The organism is Enterobacter sp. ECC-175 (assembly GCF_043968675.1).
GTDB lineage: Bacteria > Pseudomonadota > Gammaproteobacteria > Enterobacterales > Enterobacteriaceae > Enterobacter.
On record NZ_CP143776.1, the window covers coordinates 3083033 to 3102337 of the forward strand.

General features: G+C 55.6%; 22 protein-coding genes and 1 pseudogene. 11 read left to right on the forward strand and 12 right to left on the reverse strand.

Translation table 11 applies throughout. The annotated features are described in order from the left end of the window. Nucleotides 1-2: 2 nt before the first annotated feature. The 4 genes from trpB (at nt 3) to yedF (ending at nt 3625) form a co-directional block, all read left to right on the forward strand. Entirely contained in the window at nt 3-1196 is a 1194-nt protein-coding gene (gene trpB / locus V1599_RS14665) for a tryptophan synthase subunit beta (RefSeq protein ID WP_395300326.1), read from the forward strand. Then, nucleotides 1196-2005, forward strand: coding sequence for a tryptophan synthase subunit alpha (gene trpA, locus V1599_RS14670; protein ID WP_112011664.1), 810 nt, complete (start codon nt 1196-1198; stop codon nt 2003-2005). Before trpB ends, trpA begins: the two co-directional genes overlap by 1 nt. A 178-nt stretch (nt 2006-2183) precedes the next feature. Then, nucleotides 2184-3395: a selenium metabolism membrane protein YedE/FdhT gene (gene yedE / locus V1599_RS14675; protein WP_112011663.1), complete on the forward strand. Its 1212-nt coding sequence runs from the start codon at nt 2184-2186 to the stop codon at nt 3393-3395. Next, nucleotides 3392-3625, forward strand: coding sequence for a sulfurtransferase-like selenium metabolism protein YedF (gene yedF, locus V1599_RS14680; protein ID WP_112011662.1), 234 nt, complete (start codon nt 3392-3394; stop codon nt 3623-3625). Before yedE ends, yedF begins: the two co-directional genes overlap by 4 nt. Before the next feature lie 44 nt (nt 3626-3669). Here the strand turns inward: yedF and V1599_RS14685 are convergent, their stop codons facing one another. Both V1599_RS14685 and ompW read right to left on the reverse strand, forming a co-directional pair. Further along, a complete protein-coding gene (locus V1599_RS14685) occupies nt 3670-4632 on the reverse strand; it encodes a Kdo(2)-lipid IV(A) acyltransferase (protein WP_395300327.1) in 963 nt (320 codons plus the stop codon). 207 nt (nt 4633-4839) lie between these two features. Next, nucleotides 4840-5472 (reverse strand): outer membrane protein OmpW, encoded by a 633-nt coding sequence (gene ompW / locus V1599_RS14690; protein ID WP_112011660.1) that lies wholly within the window; start codon nt 5470-5472, stop codon nt 4840-4842. A 241-nt stretch (nt 5473-5713) separates the two neighbouring features. Here ompW and V1599_RS14695 point away from each other — a divergent pair. From V1599_RS14695 to yciA, 4 genes and pseudogenes are all read left to right on the forward strand, one after another. Next, nucleotides 5714-5803: pseudogene (locus V1599_RS14695) on the forward strand (YkgJ family cysteine cluster protein); the annotation flags it as partial. 25 nt (nt 5804-5828) lie between these two features. After that, nucleotides 5829-6572, forward strand: coding sequence for a YciC family protein (locus V1599_RS14700; protein ID WP_112011659.1), 744 nt, complete (start codon nt 5829-5831; stop codon nt 6570-6572). Nucleotides 6573-6629: 57 nt separating this feature from the next. Then, nucleotides 6630-7169, forward strand: coding sequence for a septation protein A (locus V1599_RS14705; protein WP_112011658.1), 540 nt, complete (start codon nt 6630-6632; stop codon nt 7167-7169). 102 nt (nt 7170-7271) lie between these two features. After that, nucleotides 7272-7667: an acyl-CoA thioester hydrolase YciA gene (gene yciA, locus V1599_RS14710; RefSeq protein WP_297120753.1), complete on the forward strand. Its 396-nt coding sequence runs from the start codon at nt 7272-7274 to the stop codon at nt 7665-7667. A 32-nt stretch (nt 7668-7699) separates the two neighbouring features. Here yciA and tonB read toward each other — a convergent pair whose 3' ends face one another. Then, nucleotides 7700-8422: a TonB system transport protein TonB gene (tonB, locus tag V1599_RS14715; RefSeq protein ID WP_395300328.1), complete on the reverse strand. Its 723-nt coding sequence runs from the start codon at nt 8420-8422 to the stop codon at nt 7700-7702. Between the two features lie 222 nt (nt 8423-8644). On the opposite strand from tonB, the gene V1599_RS14720 reads away from it, so the two are divergent. Next, entirely contained in the window at nt 8645-8941 is a 297-nt protein-coding gene (locus tag V1599_RS14720; protein ID WP_112011655.1) for a YciI family protein, read from the forward strand. Nucleotides 8942-8969: 28 nt separating this feature from the next. On the opposite strand, the gene leuE is transcribed toward V1599_RS14720, so the two are convergent. The 3 genes from leuE to V1599_RS14735 form a co-directional block, all read right to left on the reverse strand. Next, nucleotides 8970-9605 (reverse strand): leucine efflux protein LeuE, encoded by a 636-nt coding sequence (gene leuE / locus V1599_RS14725; RefSeq protein WP_112011654.1) that lies wholly within the window; start codon nt 9603-9605, stop codon nt 8970-8972. A gap of 66 nt (nt 9606-9671) precedes the next feature. Continuing rightward, nucleotides 9672-10082: an Exc2 family lipoprotein gene (locus tag V1599_RS14730; RefSeq protein WP_395300329.1), complete on the reverse strand. Its 411-nt coding sequence runs from the start codon at nt 10080-10082 to the stop codon at nt 9672-9674. Nucleotides 10083-10214: 132 nt separating this feature from the next. After that, nucleotides 10215-10388, reverse strand: coding sequence for a YciY family protein (locus tag V1599_RS14735; protein WP_146745774.1), 174 nt, complete (start codon nt 10386-10388; stop codon nt 10215-10217). Nucleotides 10389-10531: 143 nt separating this feature from the next. On the opposite strand from V1599_RS14735, the gene cls reads away from it, so the two are divergent. Continuing rightward, complete coding sequence (gene cls, locus V1599_RS14740) at nt 10532-11992, forward strand: cardiolipin synthase (protein WP_112011652.1); 1461 nt, start codon at nt 10532-10534, stop codon at nt 11990-11992. Between the two features lie 33 nt (nt 11993-12025). Continuing rightward, complete coding sequence (locus V1599_RS14745; protein WP_003856748.1) at nt 12026-12355, forward strand: HI1450 family dsDNA-mimic protein; 330 nt, start codon at nt 12026-12028, stop codon at nt 12353-12355. Between the two features lie 31 nt (nt 12356-12386). Here the strand turns inward: V1599_RS14745 and V1599_RS14750 are convergent, their stop codons facing one another. The 6 genes from V1599_RS14750 to oppA all read right to left on the reverse strand — a co-directional run bounded on the left by V1599_RS14750 (nt 12387) and on the right by oppA (nt 18854). Then, nucleotides 12387-13256 carry an ion transporter gene (locus tag V1599_RS14750; protein ID WP_395300330.1) on the reverse strand — a complete coding sequence of 290 codons (870 nt, stop codon included), beginning with the start codon at nt 13254-13256 and terminating at the stop codon, nt 12387-12389. 14 nt (nt 13257-13270) lie between these two features. After that, a complete protein-coding gene (gene oppF / locus V1599_RS14755; RefSeq protein ID WP_112011651.1) occupies nt 13271-14275 on the reverse strand; it encodes a murein tripeptide/oligopeptide ABC transporter ATP-binding protein OppF in 1005 nt (334 codons plus the stop codon). Next, nucleotides 14272-15285, reverse strand: coding sequence for an ABC transporter ATP-binding protein (locus tag V1599_RS14760; protein WP_297120700.1), 1014 nt, complete (start codon nt 15283-15285; stop codon nt 14272-14274). The genes oppF and V1599_RS14760 overlap by 4 nt, the downstream gene beginning before the upstream one ends. Nucleotides 15286-15296: 11 nt before the next feature. Beyond that, nucleotides 15297-16205, reverse strand: coding sequence for an oligopeptide ABC transporter permease OppC (gene oppC, locus V1599_RS14765; RefSeq protein WP_112011649.1), 909 nt, complete (start codon nt 16203-16205; stop codon nt 15297-15299). 12 nt (nt 16206-16217) lie between these two features. Further along, nucleotides 16218-17138, reverse strand: a complete 921-nt coding sequence (gene oppB / locus V1599_RS14770) for an oligopeptide ABC transporter permease OppB (protein WP_112011648.1) — start codon at nt 17136-17138, stop codon at nt 16218-16220. Between the two features lie 84 nt (nt 17139-17222). Further along, nucleotides 17223-18854, reverse strand: coding sequence for an oligopeptide ABC transporter substrate-binding protein OppA (gene oppA, locus V1599_RS14775; RefSeq protein WP_112011647.1), 1632 nt, complete (start codon nt 18852-18854; stop codon nt 17223-17225). Nucleotides 18855-19305 lie beyond the last annotated feature (451 nt).

Consider the following 19305-nt stretch of genomic DNA (forward strand, 5'->3'; position numbering starts at 1 on the left):
AGATGACGACATTACTAAACCCGTATTTTGGCGAGTTCGGCGGGATGTACGTTCCGCAAATCCTGATGCCCGCGCTGCGCCAGCTGGAAGAAGCGTTTGTGAGCGCGCAGAAAGATCCGGCGTTTCAGGCTGAATTTACCGACCTGCTGAAAAACTACGCGGGCCGCCCGACGGCGCTGACCAAATGCCGCAACCTGACCGAAGGCACGAAAACCACGCTGTACCTCAAGCGTGAAGACCTGCTGCACGGCGGCGCGCACAAAACGAACCAGGTGCTGGGCCAGGCGCTTCTGGCGAAGCGCATGGGGAAAACCGAAATCATCGCCGAAACCGGTGCGGGCCAGCACGGCGTGGCGTCGGCGCTGGCGAGCGCCCTGCTCGGCCTGAAGTGCCGCATCTACATGGGCGCGAAGGACGTGGAGCGCCAGTCGCCGAACGTCTTCCGCATGCGCCTGATGGGTGCGGAAGTGATCCCGGTTCATAGCGGTTCCGCCACGCTGAAGGATGCCTGCAACGAGGCGCTCCGCGACTGGTCCGGCAGCTATGACACCGCGCACTATATGCTCGGCACCGCGGCGGGCCCGCACCCGTTCCCGACCATCGTGCGTGAGTTCCAGCGCATGATTGGCGAAGAGACAAAAGTGCAAATTCTCGAAAAAGAAGGTCGTCTTCCTGACGCGGTCATCGCCTGCGTCGGCGGCGGTTCTAACGCCATCGGCATGTTCGCTGACTTCATCGACGACGATCGCGTGGGGCTGATCGGCGTTGAGCCTGCCGGGCACGGTATTGACTCCGGCGAGCACGGCGCGCCGCTGAAGCACGGTCGCGTTGGGATTTACTTCGGCATGAAGTCGCCGATGATGCAGACGGACGAAGGCCAGATCGAGGAGTCCTACTCCATTTCCGCCGGATTGGACTTCCCGTCCGTGGGGCCGCAGCACGCGCACCTGAACAGCATTGGCCGCGCGGAGTATGTTTCGATAACCGATGACGAGGCGCTGGAAGCCTTTAAAGCGCTTTCACGGCATGAAGGGATCATCCCGGCGCTGGAGTCCTCGCACGCGCTGGCACACGCCCTGAAAATGATGAAAGAAAACCCGGAAAAAGAGCAGCTGCTGGTGGTGAACCTTTCCGGTCGCGGTGACAAAGATATCTTCACCGTTCACGATATTTTGAAAGCACGAGGGGAAATCTGATGGAACGCTACGATAACGTATTTGCAGAGCTGAAGGCCCGCCGGGAGGGCGCGTTCGTCCCCTTCGTTACGCTGGGCGATCCGGGCCCGGAGCAGTCGCTGAAAATTATCGACGCCCTGATTGAAGCCGGAGCCGATGCGCTGGAGCTGGGCATTCCGTTCTCCGATCCGCTGGCGGACGGCCCGACCATTCAGAATGCCACCCTGCGCGCGTTCGCCGCGGGCGTGACGCCGACCCAGTGTTTTGAAATGCTGGCGGCGATCCGCCAGAAGCACCCGACGATCCCCATCGGCCTGCTGATGTACGCCAACCTGGTGTTCAACCGCGGCATTGACGAATTTTACGCCGAGTGCGCGCGCGTGGGCGTTGACTCCGTGCTGGTGGCCGACGTGCCGGTCGAAGAGTCTGCCCCGTTCCGCCAGGCGGCAATGCGCCACGGCGTAGCGCCCATTTTCATCTGCCCGCCAAACGCCGATGACGAGCTGCTGCGCCAGATCGCCTCACACGGACGCGGATATACCTACCTGCTTTCTCGTGCCGGGGTCACCGGGGCAGAAAACAAGGCCGCGCTGCCGCTGCATCACCTGGTTGAAAAGCTGGCGGAATACCACGCGGCCCCGCCGCTGCAGGGCTTTGGTATCTCTTCACCTGAACAGGTCACCGCAGCGATTGACGCTAACGCGGCCGGTGCTATTTCCGGCTCCGCGATTGTGAAAATCATCGAAAAGAACCTCGATAAGCCGGAGCAAATGCTGGCTGAACTGAAAGCATTCGTCAGCGCAATGAAAGCCGCAACGCATACAGCGTAATCTGGTTACCGTCTGGCGCCGCAGCCAGACGGTTCCCCCTCTTCTTTCGCCTGCCCTAAAGGGTTAGCGCAAAATTGATCCCGTCGATATTTTCGGTGTGAATGACTTTTCAAACCTTTCTGTCAGCGTATGATCCGGTTTTCTTTCGGTAACCCCTTCTGAGTTCAGAGGTTTACACATGTCATGGCACCACTTTAAACAGACTTACCTCGTTAAGTTCTGGTCCCCGGTTCCGGCCGTTATCGCCGCCGGTATTCTCTCCACCTATTATTTCGGCATCACCGGCACCTTCTGGGCCGTCACCGGCGAATTTACCCGCTGGGGAGGCCAGCTGCTGCAGCTTGCAGGCGTTCCCGCCGAAGAGTGGGGATACTACAAGCTTATTCATCTGGACGGCACGCCGCTGACCCGCATCGACGGGATGATGATTATCGGCATGTTCGGCGGCTGTTTCGCCGCCGCGCTGTGGGCGAACAACGTCAAAATCCGCATGCCGAAAAGCCGCATTCGCATCATGCAGGCCATTATCGGCGGCATAATTGCCGGGTTCGGCGCGCGTCTGGCGATGGGCTGTAATCTCGCCGCCTTCTTTACCGGAATTCCTCAGTTTTCCCTGCACGCCTGGTTCTTTGCCGTGGCAACGGCCATTGGCTCGTACTTCGGCGCGAAATTTACGCTGCTGCCACTGTTTCGCATTCCGGTAAAAATGACCAAAGTGAGCGCCGCCTCTCCGCTCACGCAGAAGCCTGCTCAGGCGCGCCGTCGCTTCCGCCTCGGCATGCTGATCTTTTTCGCCATGGTGGCCTGGGCGCTATGCACCGCGCTAAACCAGCCGAAGCTCGGCCTGGCGATGCTCTTCGGCATAGGCTTTGGCCTGCTGATTGAGCGGGCGCAAATCTGCTTTACCTCCGCGTTTCGCGATATGTGGATCACCGGGCGCACGATGATGGCAAAAGCGATCATTGCCGGGATGGCGGTGAGCGCCATTGGCATATTCAGCTACGTACAGCTCGGCGTTGAGCCTAAAATCATGTGGGCGGGCCCCAACGCGGTCATCGGCGGCCTGCTGTTTGGCTTTGGCATTGTGCTGGCCGGTGGTTGCGAAACGGGCTGGATGTACCGCGCCGTAGAAGGCCAGGTGCACTACTGGTGGGTGGGCCTTGGCAACGTGATCGGCTCAACGCTGCTGGCCTACTACTGGGATGATGTGTCACCCGCGCTGGCGACAAGCTGGGACAAGGTCAATCTGCTGAACACCTTTGGCACGCTCGGCGGCCTGATTGTTACCTATGCCCTGCTGCTGGCGGCATTTTTACTCGTTGTTGCGCAGGAAAAACGCTTCTTCCGCCGCTCAACCCCTCGCGCTGAAGCGCAGGAGACTATCGTATGAAAGAGATCGTACCGGACTATCGGCTCGACATGGTCGGCGAGCCTTGTCCTTATCCGGCAGTAGCGACGCTTGAAGCGCTGCCGCAGCTGAAGGAAGGCGAAATTCTGGAGGTGGTAAGCGACTGCCCGCAGTCCATCAATAACATCCCTCTGGACGCCAAAAACCACGGCTACACGGTGCTGGATATTCAGCAGGACGGGCCAACCATTCGCTATCTTATCCAGAAATAAAAAAAACGGGTCGTAATGACCCGTTTATCTTTGCGCATAGGCGCTTAATAGACCTCTTCCGTCGAGTGGCTAACGCTTCGTTTATCATAAACTGAAGGTTTACCGTCAGGGCGCGTTTTAAACCGGCGGTGCAGCCACATATATTGCTCCGGCGCGAGGCGGATCGCCGCCTCAATCGCCTGATTCATACGGTGCGCCACCGTTTCTTTATTTTCGTCATACAGCTGCGGGCCGATATCCTCCATGATAATCAGCTCATATCCCTTTCCGTCCGCGCGACGGCGAGGTACAAACGGTATTACCGCCGGGCGTGCGCTTCTTACCAGCATATAGCTGCCTGCGGTTGTCGCCGTTTCGGGCATATTAAAGAAAGGAACGAAGACGCTATTTTTAGGGCCGTAATCATGGTCAGGTGCGTACCAGACAATTTCATCCTGCTTGAGGGCGCGGATCATTCCCTTCAGGTCGTAGCGGTCGAGCATTGTTTTATTCGAGCGCAGGCGTCCGCGGGTTTGCAGCCAGTCGAATAACGCGTTGTTGTTGGGCCGATAAACCCCGATGCCCGGATTGAGCATGCCGAAGATGCGCGCCCCGAGCTCCAGGGTCAGGAAATGCATGCCGATTAGCAGAACGCCTTTTTGCGCGGCTCGCGCCTTCGCCATGTGTTCATAGCCCGTCACCGTAAACCATTTTCTGACGCGTCGGTCAGGCCAGTACCAGGCGATGCCGGTTTCAATAACGCCCATTCCCACGGACTCAAAATTTTTCTCTAGCAGCGTCTCGCGCTGCTCTGCTGAAAGTTCGCGGAAGCAAAGTTCAATGTTGCGCCTGGCAATAGCAACGCGGCGCGGCAACAGCCTCATGGCTAATTTTCCGAGCGATGAACCCAGCCACACTAATACGGGATAAGGGAGCAAAACCACGCAACGCAGCAAAAATACGCCCAGCCACAGTGGCCAGTAGCGCGGGTGCAGAAATGAGAGTGAGAACGTTGGCAGCCTCGTCATTGAGTTAATTCCCTCCGGTATTATGGGTTGATGGCACGCTCGCTTAAAAAGGGTTATCGCGCAGACAACGATCAATATCGTAATTACTTTATAAGAAACTTCCGTATTGGGTTTGTCTTTTTTTGCCGGATTGGCGGAGGGGAGTTTACTGCAAAAAAAAGCTGGTTACCCGATAACCAGCTTTATATTGACGTGCGGTTTAACCTGTCAGAAACGGTAGCCCGCAGAGAACATAAATACCCACGGATCAAGACGCGTGCTAATACTTTGCTGTTCGCCGCCGGCCTTGAAGCGTACGTCGGTATCGATATCCATATACCAGACGGACATATTCAGCAGCCAGTCGCGGTTAATCAGATAATCCATACCAACCTGACCCGCCACGCCCCAGGAATCTTTAAGACTCAAATCTGAAAGCCCCGCCGCTTTGCCCGTGTCGTTAAATTTCTCGTCAAAGAAGGTGGTGTAGTTCACCCCTGCGCCCACGTAAGGACGCACTTTGCTGTTGGCGTCGCCAAAGTACCATTGCGCCATCAGCGTAGGCGGCAGATGGTGAACCGTGGCGATATCCCCGGTCGGGCCAGTACCGACACGGTGGCGGAACGGCGTTGCGGCCAGAAGCTCAACGCCGATGTTGTCCGTCGCCATATAGGTGAACGTTAATCCCAGCTGCGTGTTGTTGCTGACGTTAAAGCCCCCTAACCCCAGCACGTTATCGGAACCTTCCGTTGGACGCACCGTTGCTGAACCCGCACGGATGAAGAATTCACCCGCTTCGTGCGCGTACGCACCGCCAGAGAGACTGCTAAGAACAAGGGCTGCCACCGCTAATTTTTTCATATCCCGCTCCATCGTTGTGGTTTTATTCGCGGGGTGAATATACTCACAATTAAGTAATAAGTGATCCTACACAGATCACATTAAAACCAGTAACTTAACATTCATTGATCTGAGTTAATTTTTGGTGACTCATTCGAAGCGCAAAAGTTGTCTCTATATCAATTTTTGCAACTCAATCACCATCAAAATGGGCATAACGAGATGACGAAAACGGGGTGGCGATTGTTTTTCGAGCAGCCCATTACCGGCGCTTTACAAAGATATGCTTTTCCATACAAGCCTTGATGCTGCCACCGGCGCGATATCCGGTGTACAATTGCCGGCTAATTAACACCTGCAATACTCAAGGAGAGTGCATGTCTATCACGGCGCAGTCTGTCTACCGTGACACGGGAAACTTTTTCCGCAATCAGTTCGTTACGTTTTTACTGATCGCATTGTTATGCGCCTTTATCACGGTGGTGCTGGGTCACGCCTTCTCGCCGAGCGACGAACAGATTGCCAGCCTCAGCCAGGGCGATCACCTGACGGGTAGCGCCGGGCTGTTCGAGCTGGTGCAGAATATGACGCCGGAACAGCAGCAGATCCTGCTGCGGGCCTCGGCCGCATCCACCTTTTCAGGCTTGATTGGAAACGCTATTCTGGCCGGCGGCGTGCTGCTGATGATCCAGCTCGTTTCCGCCGGGCACCGCGTGAGCGCCCTGCGGGCGATTGGTGCCAGCGCGCCCGTTCTGCCTAAACTGTTTATCCTCATTTTCTTAACCACGCTGCTGGTACAGATGGGGATCATGCTGGTCGTTATTCCGGGCGTGCTGCTCGCCGTCGTCCTCTCGTTTGCGCCGGTGATGGTTGTCCAGGAAAAAATGGGCATTTTTACCGCCATGCGTACCAGCATTAAGCTGGCGTGGGCGAATATGCGTCTGGTGGCACCTGCCGTGATCGGCTGGCTGTTGGCTAAAACGCTCCTGCTGCTGTTTGCCCCAAATTTTGCCGTGCTGACGCCAAACGTTGGAGCTGTGGTCGCAAATACGCTGAGCAACCTGATTTCAGCTGTACTGCTGGTCTACTTGTTCCGCCTGTATATGTTACTTCGTCAGTAATCCTGATGGCCGGATGCGCTTCTGCCTCTGGCCCCACTCAGAAGATGGAATCGTAGAATGAAGCAGTTTCTTGATTTTTTGCCCCTCGTAGTCTTCTTTGCGTTTTACAAGCTGTACGACATTTATGCCGCGACAACGGCCCTGATCGTCGCCACGGCAATCGTGTTGATTTACAGCTGGGTGCGTTACCGTAAAGTCGAAAAGATGGCGCTGATTACCTTTATCATCGTCGCCGTCTTCGGCGGGCTGACGCTCTTTTTCCATAACGATGAGTTTATCAAATGGAAAGTGACCGTGATTTACGGCCTGTTCGCAATGGCTTTGCTGATCAGCCAGTGGGTAATGAAAAAGCCGCTGATCCAGCGCATGCTGGGTAAAGAGCTTACCCTGCCGCAGGAAGTGTGGTCCCGGCTGAATATCGCCTGGGCGGTATTCTTTATTCTCTGCGGCCTCGCCAATATCTATATTGCGTTCTGGCTGCCGCAGAATATCTGGGTTAACTTTAAGGTCTTCGGCCTGACGGCCCTGACGCTGATCTTTACGCTTCTGAGCGGCGTCTACATCTACCGACATATGCCGCAGGACGATAAGCACTGATAATATTCACCGCAGCGTGCTCCCAGTGCGCTGCGGTCTATTCTCTCCGGTTGAAAATCATAGTAGCATCCCGCCTGAAGTCTTTCTTTACGAGTTAAATCAATGACAATAAATAACGCCCCTCAGGGCGAACTGGTTTTACGCACGCTGGCAATGCCCGCTGATACTAATGCCAACGGCGATATTTTTGGCGGCTGGCTGATGTCGCAAATGGATATGGGCGGCGCGATCCTGGCAAAAGAGATTGCCCACGGGCGCGTGGTTACCGTGAGGGTGGACGGCATGACGTTTCTGCGCCCCGTTGCCGTCGGGGATGTCGTTTGCTGCTACGCGCGCTGCGTGAAGCGCGGCAATACGTCAATTTCTATCAATATTGAAGTGTGGGTGAAAAAAGTCTCTTCTGAGCCCATCGGTCAACGCTATAAGGCGACCGAAGCGCTGTTTATCTACGTTGCGGTAGATAGCGATGGCAAGCCCCGCGCGCTGCCCCAGGCCTGAATAAAAAAGCCTCCGCATGGAGGCTTTTCTGTTTATTCCATCTGTGCTCCGCCGTTCATGCGGAACACGATATTCACCACCAGCCCTCTTCCCGGCTTGCCTGGCTCGTATCGCCACTTGCGCATTGCCGCTTTCACGTCGCGTTCGAACATGTTCGACGGCTGCGCGGAAACAATCTCGACGTTGTCCACGCGCCCCTCTGACGTGACGTCAAACTTCACGCGAACGCGCCCTTCAATGCGCAGCGCCTGGGCGCGCGCAGGATACTGCGGCTGGTTACGGCTCAGCGCGCGCGGGCCAGCCGGCGCTGAGATGACGGGTTTCGACGTGGCTGGCGTATTGTTCATCAACGGTCGAGACGGCGCGGTGCTTTCGGTCGTCTGCGTGGCGCGAGGCTCAACCGGGCGCTCTTCGCGTTTCGGACGCTCCTCCACCTTTTTCACCGGTTTAGGCTTCGGCTTAGGTTTAGGTTTGGGTTCCGGCTTGTGGATCACCACCGGCGCTTCCTTTGGAGGCTCGGGAATCGGTTCGGGCTCAGGCTCCGGCTCGGCTACCGGCTGCGGTGGCGACGGAGCGACCTGCGGCGGCTCAAGGTCCGACGGCGCAACCATGGTCACCGAAATCGGCTGCGAGGGCGCTGGCATTTCAATAACCTGATGAACCGAAGTATAGAGCAGACCCGCCACCACGGCACCGTGAATAACGACGGAAAGCAGCGTCGGCCAGGGAAAGCGGCGAGGTAAATCAAGGGTCATCGAAGTCATCATCATCAACGTTAAAAAAACCGAACTCTGATTTTAAATGCAAATAGCAATCATATTCAATAAGACACTTTGTCCGGGCGCAATTTAAGCGTGAAAGCGGCCAAAAAAGCTGCATTCAGATCAGGGTTTTAACATTGATTTTATCTTTACATTGCAGACGAAGGTGCTTTCACATAACGTAATTGCCACTTTTACTGGTTAAGGAGTTTCTCCGTGCTTTATGTCATTTATGCTGAGGATACAGCCGATTCCCTGGAAAAACGTCTCTCCGTGCGCCCTGCGCACCTGGCGCGCCTGCAGCTGCTGCAGGATGAGGGCAGATTGCTCACCGCAGGCCCAATGCCAGCGGTCGACAGCAACGACCCCGGCGCAGCGGGTTTCTCGGGCTCAACGGTGATTGCGGAGTTTGAATCACTGGAAGCGGCAAACGCCTGGGCAGAAGCCGACCCGTACGTGGCCGCGGGGGTTTATCAGAAGGTCACGGTAAAACCCTATAAGAAAGTGTTTTGATGAAAAAGGCTCCCTCAGGAGCCTTTTCTCAGTGCAGCGACGCCAGGCGCGCCGCGAATCCTACGAATAGCAGACCTATCAGCCCGTTACCCAGCTTAGCCAGTTTCTTTTTGGTTTTAAGGTAGCGGGTCACGAAAGCGCCGGAGAAGATCAGGAAGCTCATGTACATAAAGCTGATCAGCTCAAGCGTGGTGGCGAGGATCAGGAACGAGGTTCCCGTGTTTGCTGCGTTCACGTCGATGAACTGCACGAAGAAAGAGACGTAGAACAGGATCGCTTTCGGGTTGGTCAGGCTGAGCACCAGCGAACGTTTCATGATCATGCTTGCCGGTTCTGCGCCGCTCTCATGCGCGGCATTCTGACGGGTCACTACCGACCAGAGCATTTTCCCGCCCAGCCACAGCAGATAAAACGCGCCGAGATAGCGCACGATGTTAAACAACACCGGCGTCGTCTGAATCAGCGCCGCCACGCCGGCCCACGCCAGAAACATCAGCACCGCATCGCCAATAAATACGCCCGTCGCGGCCAAATACCCTTTTTTGACGCCGTGGCCAATCCCTGTTTTCAGTACAAACAAGGTGTTTGGTCCTGGAACCAGCACGATGAAAAATGCGCCGACAACATACGTCCAGAAATTCAATACACCAAACTCCGCAAACACTGCCCTCTCCTTTTGAAAAAACAAAGGGAATATCGCAATAGCGGCAATATTCCCAAAACGGTATTGCTATTGTACGCCGTTATAGCCGTCAAGATAAGTCGCCGCCAGCGCGTTACCAAATAAAATCGCGTCTTTCTCTTCCATCCGCGTCGACCAGGTGTCGTTCGCGTTGCCCGTATAGGCATGGTCGGTATTCGCCTCTTTCTTTAGCTGGTCGCGGATGCTTTGCGCATATTCACCGGCTTCTGCCGCCGTTCGCCCGGCCGCGCGGTCTGATTTTCCGCGTGCATAGAGCTCTCGGAACTGGGGGACGTTTAAACGATAGTTTTGCCCAACGCTAGACGTATAATTTCCGCCAATAAAGCTGGATTTATGCGATACAAAATAATACGCATGTCTTTCCGGTGACGTTTTGCTACTGGTACATCCGCTTAATAAGGCGATCCCTAGCAGAGCGATTCTCCATTTTCCCTTCATTGCCATTTCCTCGAACGTTAGCCATTGTTTCTAAAAATAAGAGACAGTATATCGCGGGTATTAAGAGGGAGAGACTGCGAAATTTAATAGCCCTGAAAAACGATGGGCACCTTAGCGGTGCCCTCATGGTGCTCAGATATCCTGGGAGATGAACAGCAACGCGTTGCGGTGTCGGTTCAATCCACATTTTCTGATGGCGTGAATACGCATATTGCGGCGAGATTGTGCTTCCAGCCAGCGGGCCTTGCGACGACTGACCTGTCGCAACATGCGCCAGCGCCCTACTTCTGTTCTACTGCGCTTCATGTTTACAACTCATCCTCTAACGGAAACGCCATTATAAACCCAACCCTGCGGCAAACCAGCGCTTTTATCTGCCGTTTTTATTTGCCAGATGAATCCTTATGCGTACACTCTTAACAATACGCTTTCAAAAGGATTTTTTACCTATGACAACCTTCTACACCGTGGTGAGTTGGCTGGTCATTCTGGGATACTGGCTATTAATCGCGGGGGTGACGCTGCGCATCCTGATGAAGCGCCGAGCCGTCCCTTCCGCCATGGCCTGGCTATTGATCATCTATATTCTGCCGCTGGTCGGCATCATCGCCTACCTCTCATTCGGTGAACTGCACCTCGGCAAGCGCCGCGCCGAGCGGGCGCGCGCCATGTGGCCCTCGACGGCAAAGTGGCTTAACGATCTGAAGGCCTGTAAACACATCTTCGCGGAAGAGAATAGCAGCGTGGCGTCTTCGCTGTTCAAGCTCTGCGAGCGCCGACAGGGCATTGCGGGCGTGAAGGGAAACCAGCTGCAGCTGATGACCACTTCCGACGACGTTATGCAGGCGCTGATCCGCGATATCCAGCTGGCGCGGCACAACATCGAGATGGTTTTCTATATCTGGCAGCCGGGCGGTATGGCCGACCAGGTGGCCGAATCCCTGATGGCCGCCGCCCGCCGCGGCATCCACTGCCGCCTGATGCTGGACTCCGCCGGAAGCGTCGCGTTTTTCCGCAGCCCCTGGGCGGGGATGATGCGCAACGCGGGCATTGAGGTGGTTGAGGCGCTGAAGGTGAATTTGTTCCGCGTGTTCCTGCGCCGCATGGACCTTCGCCAGCACCGTAAAATGGTCCTGATCGATAACTACATTGCCTACACGGGCAGCATGAACATGGTCGATCCACGCTTCTTTAAGCAGGACTCCGGCGTTGGGCAATGGATTGACCTGATGGCCCGCATGGAGGGCCCGGTCGCGACCGCTATGGGCGTGGTTTACTCCTGCGACTGGGAGATTGAAACCGGCAAGCGTATCCTGCCTCCGCCGCCGGACGGCAATATCATGCCGTTTGAAGAGGCCAGCGGGCACACTATCCACACCATCGCCTCCGGCCCGGGCTTCCCGGAAGACCTGATTCACCAGGCGCTGCTGACCGCAACCTACGCGGCGCGTGAATATCTCATCATGACCACCCCGTATTTTGTGCCGAGCGATGACCTGCTTCATGCCATTTGTACCGCCGCACAGCGCGGCGTAGACGTGAGCATCATTATGCCGCGTAAAAATGATTCGCTGCTGGTGGGCTGGGCAAGCCGGGCCTTCTTCAGCGAGCTGCTGGCCGCGGGCGTGAAGATCTACCAGTTTGAAGGCGGGCTGCTGCACACCAAGAGCGTGCTGGTGGACGGAGAGCTGAGCCTGGTGGGGACGGTCAACCTGGATATGCGCAGCCTGTGGCTCAATTTTGAGATTACGCTGGTGATCGACGACGCCGGATTTGGCGGTGATTTAGCCGCCGTTCAGGACGACTATATCTCCCGATCTCGCCTGCTCGATGCCCGCCTGTGGGTGAAACGTCCGCTGTGGCAGCGAATTGCCGAACGACTGTTTTACTTCTTTAGCCCGTTGCTGTAAAACGTGCCCAACGATGTTAAACAGGGTGTCATCATGGAAATGGATCTGAACAATCGCCTGACCGAGGACGAAACGCTCGAGCAGGCTTACGACATTTTTCTCGAACTGGCGGTTGATAACCTCGATCCCGCGGACGTGATTCTCTTTAACCTGCAGTTTGAAGAACGCGGCGGCGCCGAGCTGTTCGATCCTGCCGAAGACTGGGCCGAGCACGTCGACTTCGACCTCAACCCGGACTTCTTCGCGGAGGTGGTTATCGGCCTGGCCGATGAGGACGGCGGCGAAATTAACGACATATTCGCCCGCGTGCTGCTGTGCCGCGAGAAAGACCACAAGCTGTGCCATATTCTCTGGCGCGAATAATAAAAAAGGCTGCTGACGCAGCCTTTTTTATTTATTCAGGCAGTTCGTTTCCGCAGCGGTTGCAAAACCGCGCGTCGTGCTCGTGATTGCCCTGCTCGCACTTAGGGCATTTTCGCTGCTGCTTGCGGCTCTGAAACGCGCTGCTCATGTGCGTGGTAATTAACCCGGTCGGGATGGCAATCACCGAATAGCCGATCAGAATTAGCACCGATGCCACAATCCGGCCAAGCGGCGTGTGCGGCGTAATATCCCCATAGCCCACCGTTGTAACGGTAACAATCGCCCAATAGACGGACGCGTTAAGGGTGGTAAAACCGTATTTAGGCCCCTCAATTAAATACATCAGCGAGCCGAATACAATCATCACGATGGCGATGAAAGCATAAAAGAGAATCAGCTGGTGACGCGCGCTCTTTATCGCCACCCAAAATACCCGCAGCGATGGCATAAAGCGCAGCAGCTTCAGGATGCGTAATACGCGAATAACGCGCATTGCCCGCCATGCAAAAACATAGCTCAGGCTAATCTCCGGCCACAGCCACATGACGTACAGCGGCAGAATAGTGGCGAGATCGATAAATCCCCAAAAGCTAAACACATACTTTTTTGGATCGGGCCAGCAAATCACCCGCAGAACGTATTCCGCCGTAAATACCAGAGTGACGATCAGCTCCAGCCAGACAAATATGTGCCACTCGTCAAAGGTCAGGTGATATTGCGTCCCGGCACCGGACTCCACAAAAATGATCGCTACGCTCAGCAGCGCAAACAGCCCACATAGCCCCTCGAAGCGGCGGCCCGAGACGGTTTCAGGATCAAATAATAAATGATAAAGCCGTCGGCGAACCGACGTGAATAATCGCGACACATTGACCTCGCAAATAATAAGGGCTGACGTCATGTCAGCCCTTGCGATTATAACGGGTCTACTTTAAGGCAGGAAACCGCATGTCGGAAACTGCCCTCCAGTACCGGTCGCGTTTGTGCGCATTCCGGCCCGGCCATCGGGCAGCGCGTGCGGAACACACATCCCGAAGGTGGGTTGATGGGTGACGGCAACTCCCCTTCCAGAAGCTGGATCGTTTTATTCTTCTCCAGGTCCGGGTCCGGAATGGGCACCGCAGACATCAGCGCCTTCGTGTAGGGGTGCAGCGGATTGTGGTACACCTCGTCGTAGGTGCCCAGCTCCACCGCATGTCCCAGATACATCACCAGAACGCGGTCCGAAATGTGCTTAACCACGGCCAGATCGTGAGCAATAAAGATTAACGACAGCCCCATTTCACGCTGGAGCTTTTGCAGCAGGTTGACCACCTGCGCCTGAATCGACACGTCAAGCGCGGAAACCGGCTCGTCGCAGATAATCAGCTTAGGCTCCAGAATCAGCGCGCGGGCAATGCCGATACGCTGGCACTGGCCGCCGGAGAACTCGTGCGGGTAGCGGTTGATCAGGTTAGGCAGCAGCCCGACCTTCATCATCATCGCCTTCACGCGGTCGCGCACTTCCTGACGGGACATTTTTGGATGATAGGTGCGAAGCGGCTCGGCGATAATTTCGCCGATGGTCATGCGCGGGTTAAGCGACGCCAGAGGATCCTGGAAAATCATCTGGATGTCGCTGCGCACGGCGCGCCACTCGTCCGGCTTCATGCCCAGCAGATCTTTACCCAGCCACGCCACGCGGCCGTCGGTCGCCTTCACCAGGCCGATTATCGCGCGCGCAAACGTTGATTTACCGCAGCCCGATTCGCCCACTACGCCCAGCGTTTCCCCTTCGTACAGGCGCAGCGTCACGCCATCGACCGCCTTCAGGGTTTTCGATGGCTGCCAGAACCACTGTTTGCCGTCTTTAATATCAAAATGCACTTTGAGATCGGCAATTTCGAGCAGTACGTTTCTTTTTTCATCAACCGCGTTCATACCAGCTCCTCCTGCGGCTTAAAGCAGGCGCGCAGGCGGCCTGGTGCAAATGGCTCCAGCGGCGGTGCGCTGTTGCAAATTTCCATCGCGTGCGGGCAGCGCGGCTGGAACGGACAGCCTTTCGGCAGACGCAGCAGGTTTGGCGGATTGCCCGGAATGGTCAGCAGCGAGTCCCCTTCGGCATCAAGGCGTGGGACGGCATTCAGCAGGCCAATTGAATACGGGTGCGCGGGCTGGTAGAACACATCGCGCGCGTTGCCGTACTCCATGGTGCGCCCTGCGTACATCACCAGCACTTTGTCACAGATCCCGGCGACAACGCCCAGGTCATGGGTGATCATGATAATGGCGGTGTTGAACTCGTGCTTAAGCTCGTTAAGCAGGGTCATGATCTGCGCCTGAACGGTCACGTCCAGCGCGGTAGTAGGTTCGTCCGCAATCAGCAGCTTTGGCCGGCACAGAAGCGCCATCGCAATCATTACGCGCTGGCGCATGCCCCCGGAAAACTCGTGCGGAAACATACGCATGCGCTTGCGCGCTTCGGGCATTTTCACCGCATCCAGCATTCTGACTGACTCTTCGAAGGCCTCGGCTTTGCCCATCCCTTTGTGGAGCATCAGCACTTCCATCAGCTGCTCGCCGACGCGCATGTAGGGGTTCAGGGACGTCATCGGGTCCTGGAAAATCATGGAGATCTGCTCGGCGCGAAGCTTGTTCAGCTCATGCTCCGGCAGGTTAAGGATCTCCCTGCCGTTAAAGGTGGCCGAACCGCCGATGCGCCCGTTTTGCGCCAGCAGCCCCATGAGCGCAAAGGCCGTTTGCGATTTTCCGGAGCCTGATTCCCCTACGATCCCCAGCGTTTCACCCGCGCGCAGGTTGAAGTTGAGATCGTTAACCGCCGTTACGTCGCCGTCTGGCGTGCCGAAGGTGACGCGGAGGTCTTTAACATCCAGCAAAACGTTGTTCTGCTGCTGCGCCCGTGGCGCTGGTGCCGTTTCTATAATCGTCATGACGGCGCTCCTTAGCGGTCTTTCGGGTCGAGGGCATCACGCAGGCCATCGCCGATAAAGTTGAAACAAAACAGGGTCACGACCAGGAAGCCCGCGGGATACAGCAGCAGCCACGGCGAGACTTCCATCGAGTTTGCGCCGTCGCTCAGCAATGCGCCCCAGCTGCTGAGCGGCTCCTGCGTGCCCAGCCCCAGGAAGCTCAGGAAGGATTCAAACAGGATCATGCTAGGCACCAGCAGCGAGGCATAAACCACCACCACGCCGAGCACGTTCGGGACGATGTGGCGCACCACGATATTCCCCGTAGAAACACCGCCAACCTGCGCGGCTTCGATAAATTCTTTGCGCTTAAGGCTCAGCGTCTGACCACGCACGATACGTGCCATATCAAGCCACGACACCATCCCGATAGCGACGAAGATCAGCAGAATGTTTTGCCCGAAGAAGGTCACAAGCAGGATGACGAAGAACATGAACGGGAAGGAGTTTAAGATCTCCAGTATGCGCATCATTACGGAATCCACCTTGCCGCCCAGGTAGCCGGAGAGCGAACCGTAGAGCGTGCCCAGCACTACCGCCACCAGCGCAGCGGCGATACCCACCATCAGCGAAATGCGCCCACCAATCGCCACGCGGACCAGCAGGTCGCGGCCGGATGAGTCGGTGCCAAAATAGTGTCCGGACTCCATATCCGGGGCGCTCGACATCATGCCCCAGTCGGTATCAAAATAGCTGAACTGCGACAGCATTGGCGCCAGCGTTACAAACAGCGCGATAATGACCAGCACGATCAGGCTGGCGACGGCCGCGCGGTTATGCATGAAGCGCCGACGCGCATCCTGCCAGAGGCTACGGCCTTCCACTTCCAGTTTTTCACTGAAGTTTTCCAGCGCCTCGCTGTTTTTCTTACTCAACATCATGGCGTGCCCCAGTTAGTAACGGATTTTCGGGTCGATAACGGCATACAGCACATCGACAACGGCGTTGAAGAGAATGGTCAGCGCTCCCACGAGGATCGTCAGGCTCAGCACCAGCGAATAGTCGCGGTTCAGCGCCCCGTTCACAAACAGCTGCCCAATGCCCGGCAGACCATAAATGGTTTCAATCACCATTGAGCCGGTGATGATACCGACGAAGGCAGGCCCCATATAGGACAACACCGGCAGCAGCGCGGGCTTAAGAGCGTGGCGGAAAATAATTCGGCGCATCGGCAGACCTTTAGCGCGCGCGGTGCGGATGAAGTTCGAGTGTAAAACCTCAATCATCGAGCCGCGGGTAATTCGCGCGATGCTCGCAATATACGCCAGGGACAGCGCCACCATAGGCAGGATCATAAATTTCAGCGCCCCGCCGTTCCAGCCGCCCCCGGGCAGCCACTTCAGCGTGATAGCAAATATCATGACCAGCAGCGGCGCAACAACAAAGCTGGGTATGACGACCCCGGTCATTGCCACCCCCATCACCGCGTAATCCCATTTGGTATTTTGATTCAGCGCAGCGATAACGCCCGCAGTGACCCCGAGAACCACCGCGAGAATAAATGCCGCCGCGCCTAATTTGGCCGATACCGGGAAGCTCGACGCCACCAGATCGTTCACGGAATAGTCTTTGTATTTAAATGATGGACCAAAATCACCGTGGGCCAGCTGCTTCAGATAGTTGAAGTACTGGGTGGTGATGGGATCGTTTAAATGGTATTTCGCTTCGATGTTTGCCATGACTTCTGGTGGCAGAGTGCGTTCACCGGTGAATGGACTTCCCGGCGCCAGGCGCATCATAAAGAAGGAAATAGTGATGAGAATAAAGAGTGTTGGAATCGCTTCAAGACAGCGACGAAAGATAAATTTTAACATTGCCCGTACCTTCTGGCGTGTGCCTATATTATGTGACGATGGTTAGACACCGTGGGGCGAGGTTACCCGCCCCACTCATTGCCATTAATGCTTGATAATATACAAGTTTTTAACAGAGATATTATCCATCGGGTCTTTACCGGTATATCCACCGACCCACGGCTTCACCAGACGGGCGTTGACGTAGTAGTAAACCGGAACGATCGCAGAATCCTTATCGAGCTGTGCTTCAGACTTCGCGTACAGATCGGCGCGCTGCGCATCGTCTGTCGTTTTCAGCGTATCGGCGATCAGCTTGTCAAACGCCGGGCTCTTATAGTGCGCCGTGTTGTTAGAACTGTCGCTCAGCATGGTGTTCAGGAAGGATGTCGGTTCGTTATAGTCCGCACACCAGCCCGCACGCGCAACGTCGAAGGTGCCCTGGTGACGCGTGTCGAGGAAGGTTTTCCACTCCTGATTCTCCAGCTTAACGTTGACGCCCAGGTTTTTCTTCCAGATTGACGCCACGGCAATCGCCAGTTTTTTATGCAGATCGGAGGTGTTGTACAGCAGGCTGAAGGTCAGCGGCTTGTCAGAAGTATAACCGGCTTCGGCCAGCAGTTTTTTCGCCTCTTCGTTGCGTTTTTCCTGCGTCCAGCCGAACCACTCTGGTTTATCCAGCTTCATGCCGTCGGTATAAGGCGGGGTGTAGCTGTATGCCGGCAGATCGCCCTGGTTTTTCACCTTATTAACGATAATATCGCGGTCCAGAGCCAGCTTCAGCGCGGTACGCACGCGCACGTCGGTGAACGGTGCCTTCTGGTTGTTGATTTCGTAGTAGTAGGTGCACAGGTATGGGTCTACGTGCACTTCTTTCGGGATCTCTTTTTTCAGCTTCTGGAACAGTTCAATCGGCATGTTGTTATAGGTCATGTCGATTTCACCGCTACGGTAGCGGTTAACGTCCGTCACTTCGGAAGAGATTGGCAGATAGGTTACCTGGTTAATGACGGTTTTCGCGTTATCCCAGTACTGCGGGTTACGCTCCAGCACCATGCGCTCGTTGACCACCCAGTCCTTCAGCTTGTACGCGCCGTTGGTCACGATATTGGCCGGCTGCGTCCACTTCTCACCGAATTTTTCAACGGCGGATTTTGGAACCGGAGAAACGGATGGGTGAACCAGCAGCTTATAGAAGTACGGAACAGGCTCGCTCAACGTCACTTCAAAAGTATTCGCATCAATTGCTTTAACGCCCAGATCGGTAACGGGTTTTTTACCGGTGATGATGTCATCGATATTGGCGATATGACCATACTGCAGGTAGCTCGCATACGGGGAGGCGGTATTTGGATTCGCCAGGCGCTGCCAGCTATAAACGAAATCTTCTGCGGTAACAGGCGTTCCGTCGGACCATTTCGCATCTTTACGCAGATGGAAAGTCCACACTTTAAAATCTTTATTTTCCCACTTTTCCGCAACGCCCGGCGCCGGGTGGCCGTCTACGTCAGTCACCAGCAGACCTTCGAACAGATCGCGGTTAACGTTAGATTCCGGCACGCCTTCAATTTTGTGCGGATCAAGAGATTGCACTTCTGCCCCGTTATTACGCACCAGCGTTTGCTTCTCTGCCAGCTGAACCCCTGCCGGGACGTCTGCAGCCATTGCAACGTTGCCCGCGATTAGCGCACTTAAAATACCCGCCGCTACCAGGCTTTTTTTTGTGATGATGGTCATTGTGTTGATACTCCACTCATTATAATTACCGGCCTTCGCCAGCTGTGTATTCCCCTGTCGGGGCCTGTGCAGCGCAGGAGATTTTTTTGCTGCCGCCAGGTTCTTTTTACTGCTTGCTATCACCGACTTTTTTATTACTGACCGCTCGTACGGGGTCTTGCGTCGATTCGTCACGCGCCCCCTGTCGAAGCGCGATGTTGAGAGATGAGAAACATTTCTATGATAACTATTCTCATCTACTTGTTTAATGCCGCAAAATATAAGGCCGGAAAGTACCAAATGGCGCAGGCTCCCGCCAATACATTTTGCAAATTTGTTAAGCAATTCTCTTTTACAGAGCGAGGTTTTGCGTGGGGGCAGCCATGCCGAACATTTAATACCTTAAAAAAACTTAGGTATTCAGTTAGATAGAGATAAAGTCCTCTCTGCGCGCGTCGCTGCGCTACCATCA